Origin of the sequence: Pseudomonas sp. K5002 (assembly GCF_013386655.1) — a bacterium.
Taxonomy (GTDB): domain Bacteria; phylum Pseudomonadota; class Gammaproteobacteria; order Pseudomonadales; family Pseudomonadaceae; genus Aquipseudomonas.
This window is the reverse complement of the sequence record NZ_JACARK010001143.1, coordinates 1-8,664: the sequence shown is the minus strand read 5'-3', so window position 1 is coordinate 8,664 and position 8,664 is coordinate 1. Positions and strand designations below refer to the sequence as shown.

Sequence of the window (8,664 nt, the reverse complement as noted above, 5' to 3'; positions counted from 1 at the left end):
CGCCTGGGGGCCGTCACCGGCAACCCGCGGATTCGCACGCGCTCCACCTTGATCGGCCGGGTGCAGGTGGGCGAGTTCTCTTCGATCATCGGCTTGATCAAGCGCACCCAGCGGGTCTTCGGGCGGATCTTCACCGTCTCCGGCGTGGTGGTGGCGTTTCGGCGGGCGGCCCTGGACCGGGTCGACTACTGGAGCACCGACATGATCACCGAAGACATCGACGTGAGCTGGAAGCTGCAACTGGACCACTGGAGCATCTTCTACGAGCCCCGCGCGCTGTGCTGGATCCTGATGCCGGAAACCCTCGGCGGCCTGTGGAAGCAACGCCTGCGCTGGGCCCAGGGCGGCGCTGAAGTGCTGTTCAAAAATATTCGTGGCATCTGGCAATGGCGCCATCGCTACCTGTGGCCGCTGCTGTTCGAATACTGCCTGTCCACCGGTTGGGCCTTCACCTTTTTGCTCTCGGTGATTTTCTGGGCCGTGGGCAAAGTGGTGACGCTGCCCGCCGCCATCGCCGTCGACTCGCTGATGCCGCCGGCCTTCACCGGCCTGCTGCTGGCGGTGGTGTGCCTGGTGCAGTTCGCGGTGAGCATCATGATCGACCGGCGCTATGAAAAGGGCCTGTGGAAAACCCTGTTCTGGACCGTCTGGTACCCGCTGGTGTTCTGGCTGGTGAGCCTGTTCACCACCCTGGTCAGCTTCCCCAAAGTGCTGTTCCGCCAACACCAGAAACGCGCGCGCTGGGTCAGCCCGGATCGCGGAATCAAAGCCCCCACTACGGATGTGCAGCCATGAACCTGATCCGAACCCAACAGCGCCCGGTGATGTGGGCCATCGACGTATTCCTGACCCTGCTGGCCTGGGCCGGGCTGATCATCCTGCTGGTGCGCGGGCTGGTGCCGATGCTCGACAGCCACGGCGGCCCGCGGATCGATGCGCCGATTTTCGCGGCGCTGGATACCTTGCAGATCTACCTGTGGATTGCCGTGTTCAACGCAGTCGTGCTGATCAGTTGGGCACGCTACCAGCAGCGACGTGGCAAGCACTTTGCCCAGCGGCGCTCGGCGGCCAAGGCCTTGAGTGACCAGCGTTTGAGCGACAGCTTCAGCCTGGGGGAAGGTGACCTGGAGCAACTGCGCCGCCCGGGTGTGCTGGTGATTCATAACGACCACGAAGGGGGCGTGCAGGAAGTGACAGCCCATGTGTCCCGGCATGTGGAGCGGCCAGGGCTGAAGTTGGTAGCGGGGCAGGAGCGGACCAAGGAGGTTGGTTAACCGGGATATCGAAAAATGGGATCCAATTCACAAAATAACCGCGAACTTTTCTCATCTTTTGGCTACTAACCAGTCTTGATACCGCATTGATGGCCAAGTAATGGCAATTGTAAGCGCCACCATTGGAGGTGTATCAAAACTGTTACCGCTTGTCGGAATAAAAATTCCAATTGCAAGCAATTAAACGTTGCATGATTTATTTGTTGTTAATAATCAGCAACTTATATGCCTGTTAAACATAACTTCCCACTAAGCCAGAATCTTGGCCCACCGGAAGTTCGATGTTAGTTTGCCGGCCCCCGCTTTTTCGACGGATCGAACATGTCTTTATTATTGCCACGGACTCGGCTGCTGCTGGGCGTTTGCCTGCTGACTTGCTTCGCACTCAATAGTGCGGTGGCGGCGCCTACGCCTGGCGACCAGGACCTGATCCGCGACCGGCAAAACCGTCTGCTGGAAGAACAGCGCCGGCGCCTTGAAGACCTCAAGGAACTGCCCGGCAAAGAAGCCAAGCCCGAAGCGCCTGCCACCCCGGCCGACACCCGTTGCTTCCCGATCAAAGACATCGAACTCAAGGGGGCCGACAGCCTGCCTGCACCGGACCGCGAGCGCCTGCTCAAGCCGTATATCGGCCAGTGCCTGGGTGTCTCCCAGCTCAACCAAGTGCTCAAGTCGATCACCGACTACTACATCGACAAAGGCATGGTTACCAGCCGTGCTTACTTGCCGCAGCAGGACCTTTCCACCGGCCACCTCCAGGTGTTGGTGGTGGAAGGCAAGCTCGAAGGCTTGAAGGGCGCCGACGGCAGCAACCTGTCCCCGCGCGAGCTGGCCATGGCCTTTCCCGGCAAGGTCGGCGAGCAGCTCAACCTGCGGGAAATCGAGCAGTTGGTGGACCAGTTGAATCGCTTGCCGTCCAAGCAGGCGCAAATGGAACTGACCCCCGGCAGCCAGGTGGGCGGCAGTGAAGTGCAGGTCAGGAATGTCCCGCAGAAGCCCTGGCGCGCCAGCCTGTCGCGCAATAACGACGGGCAGAAAAGCACCGGCGAACAACAGTGGGGCGCCGGCCTTGAGTGGGACAGCCCCCTGGGCCTGGCCGACCAGCTTGTGTTGCGCGGCGGCCACGATGCCGTCAGCGACCACCAGAAAACCTCGAAAAACACCATGCTCTACTACAACGTGCCGTGGGGCTGGTGGAACTTCAGCTACACCTACAGCGAGAGTGATTACCGCACCTTTGGCGTAACCAACGACTTTAAATTCAAGCAGAACGGCGACAACGAAAACCACCAACTGCGCGCCGAGCGCGTGATCCATCGTGACGACGTGAGCAAGACCTCGGTGAACGTCGGCCTGTCGCACCTGCGCACCAACAACTACATCCTCGACGTGCGCACCGAGCCCAGCAGCAACCGCCTCAGTGAACTGCAACTGGGCATCAACCACGGTCGCCGCATCGGCAATGCCTTCGTCAACCTCGACCTGGGCATGCAGAACGGTATCGGCGCCTTCGATGCCCAAGCTGAAAACGAGCGCGATCAGTACGGCAATCGCCTGCCCAACGCGCGCTACCGCAAATACACCGCCACCGTCAGCTACTTGCAGCCATTCACGCTATGGGGTGAGTCGTTCAGTTTCTCCAGCCTGGCCACCGGCCAACGCAGTGAAGACATTCTGTTCAGCCCCCAGCGCATGAGCCTCGGCGGCTCGGCCTCGGTGCGCGGTTTCAAAGACCAGCAGCTCACCGGCGACAGCGGCGGCTACTGGCGCAACGACGTGCGCTGGGCGCGCCCGGTGACCTGGGACTGGATGCGCCCGGCCTTTGCCGAATACGGCGCCAGCGTCGGCTACGACCAGGGTGTGATCAGCAATGGCCGCTACAACGACAACGTGCACGGCCGGGTCTCGAGCAACTCGTTGGAGTTGTTCGCCCGTGGCAAATACGTCAGCACCAGCGTGACCTTTGCCCATTCCCTGGAACGCCCGGCAGTGATGAGCGAGCGCGAAGCGCCGATCTACTTCCGCATGGATTTCTTCCTGTAATTCAACGCCCCGTTACATCGAGAATATGACAATGGATGTTCGCCACTTTGCCTTCCTGGCCCGCCAACCTTCTGCTGCGCTGAAACCGCGAGACTCGTTCTTCGGCCTGCCCAAGCGCGGGTTGGTGCTGATCCTGGCCAACGCGCTGTTCTGGCAGCCGCTGCTGGCCCAGGCCGGAGGCATTGTGGTCAGTGCGCCGGGCACCACCGTCGGCCAGGCCGGCAATGGCGTACCGGTGGTAAACATCGCCACCCCCAATGGCAGTGGCTTGTCCCATAACCAATTCAAGGACTACAACGTCGGCCCCAACGGCGTGATCCTCAACAACGCCAACGGCCCCATGACGAACACCCAGCTGGGTGGCTACATCGTCGGCAACCCCAACCTCAAGGGCGGCGCGGCCAGCGTCATCCTCAACGAAGTCAACGGCGGCAGCCCCAGCCAACTGCGCGGCTACACCGAAGTGGCGGGCCAGTCGGCCAAGGTCATCGTCGCCAACCCGTACGGCGTTACATGCAGCGGCTGCGGCTTCATCAACACCCCCAACGTGACCCTCACCACCGGCAAACCGGTGCTCGACGCCAGCGGCCAGTTGCAGCGTTATCAGGTTGACGGCGGTGCCGTGACCATCGACGGCCAGGGCCTGAACGCCAGTAACGTCGACCGCTTCGAGATCATCACCCGTTCGGCCAAGATCAATGCGCAGATCAATGCACGAGAATTGACCGTCATTGCCGGGCGTAACGACGTCGATGCCAACAGCCTGAAAGCCACCGCGCGCGCCGATGACGGCAGCGCAAAGCCCGAGCTGGCCATCGATTCCTCGGCATTGGGCGGCATGTACGCCGGTGCGATCAAACTGGTGGGCACCGAAGCCGGCGTAGGGGTGAAACTCGACGGTACGCTGGCCGCCAGTGGCGGCGACATCCAGCTGGATGCCAACGGGCGCCTGAGCATGGCGCAGACGGCGACCACCGGTAACCTCAAGGTCACCGCGCAGAACGTGAACCTGACCGACAAGGTCTACGCCGCCGGCAATGTGCAGGTGAGCAGTGCTGAAGAACTGGTCAACCAAAAGAGCCTGGCCGCTGGCCAACGCATCGAACTCAAAGCCACCACCGTCACCAACCCGGGCATCATCGAAGCAGGCGTGCAGGCCGATAACAGCCGCAATGCCACCGGCGATGTGGTGGTGAATACGCAAACCCTGAACACCAGCGGCAACGTCCTGGCCAGCCGCTCGCTGAGCGCCACGGCCACCCGGGAACTGAACAACCAGGGCGCAGTGATCCAGGGTAAAACCGTCACGCTGAACAGTGCCAGACTGACCAACCAGGGCGCCACCGCGCGGGTGTATGGCGAGCAAGCGCTGGCGATCAACGCGCCGGCCATCGTCAACCTCGGCGGGCTGATTCGCTTCGGTGCCGATCAGGCGGCAACGCTGCAAACCGATGCGCTGGATAACCGCCAGGGCCATATCCAGGTCGCGGGCGGCAGCTTGACGCTCAACAGCGGCACGCTGAATAACACCGGCGGGCAGATTGTCGCGGGCAACCTCGGTGTAACAGCGGACACAATCAACAACCAGAACGGTTTCCTGGTTGCCGACGCCGTGACGGTCAACGCCGCCCGCCTCGACAACAGTGCCAAGGGCTTGATCAGTGCCGAGAAAGGCGCGCTCAACCTCACCGTCACCAACACCTTCAACAACAGCCAGGGTCATGCCCAGGCTGGCACTGACTTGAACCTGCGCGCCGGTGACGTCGCCAACCAGGACGGCAAGCTGGTGGGTGGGCAACTCACCGCTACCCTCGGCAGCCTCAGCAACAACGACGCAGGTGTACTCAGCGCGGATGCCGGCAAGTTGACCTTGACCGTCGCCCAACAGTTGAACAACGCCAAAGGTCACTTGCAGGCCGCCCAGGGCGACATCGAACTGCACGCCGCGAGCCTGGATAACCAGGGCGGCGCCATCATCGGCAAGCAGTTGCTGCTGGATGCGCGAAGCGGGCAGATCGACAACCGCGCCGGGCGTATCGTCGGTGACCAACTGGACGTCCGCGCCGGCAGCCTCGACAACCGCAGTGCCGGGTTGCTGGCCGGTGGTGTGCCGGGTGTGAGCGTGGTGCTGAACGACCAATTGCTCAATACCCAGGGCCGTATTCAAAGTGAGGGTGACCTGCTGCTGACCGGCAACCGCCTGGGCAACAGCGCCGGGATCCTGCTGGGCAAGGCCCTCACTGTCACCGCGCAAGACCTCGACAACAGCAGCAAGGGCGCGCTGGTCAGCAATGACGGCGACATCACCCTCAACATCAGCAACCTGCTGACCAACACCAACGGTGTGATCGACGCCGCCGAACGCAGTGTGCTGGTCAAGGCCTTGACCACCCTCGACAACCAGGGCGGCACCTTGCGGGGCAAGCGCCTGGATATCGCGGCGCAAACCCTCGACAACGACCAGGGCCAACTCCTGGCCGGCAATCAGGGCGTGAGCTACCGCGGCCAGGACCTGAGCAATCGCCAGGGCATGATCCTCAGCGGTGGTGCGGCGGTCGACCTGACGCTGGGCACCTTGAACAACCAGGGCGGCACCGTGCAAGGCGACAGCTTGACGGTGACAGCCGACAGCGTCGACAACAGCCAAGACGGTACCAAGGCCGGCGCGTTGACCGCCTTGAAGAGCGACCTGCAACTGACGGTCGAGGCCTTGACCAACCGGGGCGGCAAACTGTTCGGCAAGGAGCACGTCACCGTCTCCGGCGCCACCCTGGACAACAGCGCCAACGGCCAGATCAGCGGCAATCAGCTCAGCCTGACCTCGCGTACCCAACTGACCAACCAAGGCGGCCTGATTGAGTCCAACCAGGGCCTGACCTTCAATGGCGGCAACCTCGACAACAGCGCGGGCGGCCAACTGCGGGCGATGGAAGGCGCCAGCAGCACGCTGACGGTCACCGACCAACTGAATAACCAGAACGGCATTCTTGAATTCGGCAGCCAGGCCTTCAGCCTCAGCGCCGGGCATCTGAATAACCAGGCCGGGCAACTGCAGCACGCTGGCACCGGCGTGTTCAGCCTCAATACCAGCAGCCTCAGCGGCAGCCAGGGCAGCATCAATGGCCTGGGCACCGCCGACTGGTCGTTCGGCCGGGTCGATGGCCTCGGCCGTGTGCAACTCAATGAAGCCTTGCACTACACCAGCACCCAGGGCCTGAGCCTCAAGGCCGGCGACCGCCTGGCCAGCGCCAAGGGGCTGATCCTGGATGTCGCCAGCCTGGATAACGCGGGCGAGTTGCTCAGCGACGGTGACCTGACTGTCAACCTGACCGGCGACATGACCAACAGTGGCCGCCTTTCGGCCCAGCAAAAACTGAGCGTGGTCGCCAACAACCTCAGCCAGAACGGCGGGCGTTTGGCCGGCGGCACCACCACCCGCATCACCCTGGGCGGTACGCTGGATAACCTCGGCTACCTCACCGCACGCCAGCAACTCGACATTGCCGCCGCACAGATCAACAACCGCGGCACCCTCGGTTCACAAGGCAACGTCAACCTCAGCGCCAGCAATGGCATCAGCAATAGCGCGGACACGCTGCTGTTCAGCGGCGGCGATCTGACCCTGCGCGGGAACAGCTTCAGCAACCTGTACGGCGACGTCTACAGCAAGGGCAACCTGAGTTTCGCGGCGCTCGATGGCGGCATGGCGGCGGGCTTCAGCAACCTTTCCGGTACGGTTGAAAGCGAAGGCAATATCGGCATCAGTGCGCGGAATGTGGAAAACGCCAAGGCTGAATTCGAGTTGGGCCAGACCGTCACCACCGGCAGCCTCAATTGGCAGTGCGGCCAGCACTGCGGCGGGCACGACTCGTTCAAGCGCGGTCAAATCACCATCAACCAGACCTACCTTGAATCCGCGATCAAGGACTCGGCATCTGCGCGCCTGGTGGCGGGCAAAGACCTGCTGATCCAGGGCGACAACGTCCAGAACCGCTATAGCCTGCTGGCGGCGAATGGCAACCTGAGCATCACCGCCAACGACCTGCTCAACCAGGGCGCCGCGACTCGCACCGGGCAGAACACCATCGTCATCGGCACCCCGCAGCGCATCGACACCGATGAGTGGGACCGGATGGAATACATCGACGTGCCCGCCTTCAACGCAGCAGTGGCAGCGGGTAATTTCGATGAAGCACGCTTTGAGGTGCTCAAGGCCCGGTCGAGCGACTGGCGTTTCTCCGAACAAAGCAACGTCACCACCTGGACCGACAACGGCGGCCCGGGCTACACCGCGACGATACAGGCCGGTGGCGCGGTCAACCTCAACGTTGCGCGCACCCTGCAAAATGGCACGTTGCACACCAACACCCTGGAGCAACTGACCGGCACCCTCGGTGACGACCAGACCGGCATCCCCGTCGGCGGCATCAACATCAACCTGAGCAAGCACGTCAACGACGCCACCGCCCAGGCGCCGAGCAGCGTATTGCCGGTGACCAGCATCGCGCCCGACGGCCGCTACGTACCCGTGGACTACACCGGCGAGTCCTTCACCCCGGTCGATCCCACCACCGCGCCCGGCTTCCAGTTGCCCAAGGGCGACTACGGCCTGTTCATCAAAAACGCCGACCCCACCAGCCACTACCTGATCGAGACCAACCCGAACCTCACCACTGTGGCGGGTTTCTTCAGCTCCGACTACATGCTCGGCAAGCTCGGCTACAGCCCCGACAACGCCTGGCGTCGCCTGGGTGACGGGCAATACGAGTCACGGCTGATCCGCGATGCCGTGCTGGCGCAAACCGGGCAACGCTTCCTCGCCGGTGGCCTGACCAGCGACTACGACCAGTTCCGCTACCTGATGGACAACGCCCTGGCCAGCAAGGACGCCTTGCGCCTGAGCGTCGGCGTGTCCCTCACTGACCAGCAAGTCGGCGCCCTGACCCACGACATCGTGTGGATGGAAAACCGCGTGGTCGACGGCCAGACCGTGCTCGTGCCGGTGCTCTACCTGGCCCAGGCCGACTCCCGCAACGTGCGCGGCAACAGCCTGATCCAGGGCCGTGACCTCAACCTGATGACCGGCGGCGACCTGATCAACGTCGGCACCCTGCGCGCCAGCAACAACCTCTCGGTGGCCAGCAGCGGCAGCCTCTACACCGGCGGCCTGATCGAGGCCGGCAACAACCTCAGCCTGCTGGCCCAGGACAGCATCCGCAATTCCATGGCTGGCGAGATACGCGGCACCCAGGTCAGCCTCACCACCCTGAAGGGCGACATTACCAACGACAACACCGCCATCCAGGTGCGCCAGGGCGCCGGCATGCGCACCCTAACCGACAGCAGC

The 8,664-nt window shown here is 62.9% G+C and carries 4 protein-coding genes; all 4 read left to right on the top strand.

Annotated features, from left to right (window positions below; all coding sequences use genetic code 11):
• A partial coding sequence (locus HX846_RS34180; RefSeq protein ID WP_178967146.1) for a glycosyltransferase family 2 protein occupies positions 1-795 on the top strand: 795 nt, incomplete at its 5' end.
• Entirely contained in the window at positions 792-1,274 is a 483-nt protein-coding gene (gene pgaD, locus HX846_RS34175; RefSeq protein WP_177081701.1) for a poly-beta-1,6-N-acetyl-D-glucosamine biosynthesis protein PgaD, read from the top strand. The genes HX846_RS34180 and pgaD, both read left to right, overlap by 4 nt.
• A gap of 321 nt (positions 1,275-1,595) precedes the next feature.
• A complete protein-coding gene (locus HX846_RS34170; protein ID WP_177040686.1) occupies positions 1,596-3,317 on the top strand; it encodes a ShlB/FhaC/HecB family hemolysin secretion/activation protein in 1,722 nt (573 codons plus the stop codon).
• A gap of 31 nt (positions 3,318-3,348) precedes the next feature.
• Positions 3,349-8,664: filamentous hemagglutinin N-terminal domain-containing protein (locus tag HX846_RS34165; RefSeq protein ID WP_178967145.1), on the top strand; the 5,316-nt coding region annotated here is incomplete at its 3' end.

What these genes read in the sequence shown, in the direction of transcription:
- pgaD (WP_177081701.1), top strand. Translation starts at nt 792, where the DNA reads ATGAACCTGATCCGAACCCAACAGCGCCCGGTGATGTGGGCCATCGAC.
- HX846_RS34170 (WP_177040686.1), top strand. Translation starts at nt 1,596, where the DNA reads ATGTCTTTATTATTGCCACGGACTCGGCTGCTGCTGGGCGTTTGCCTG.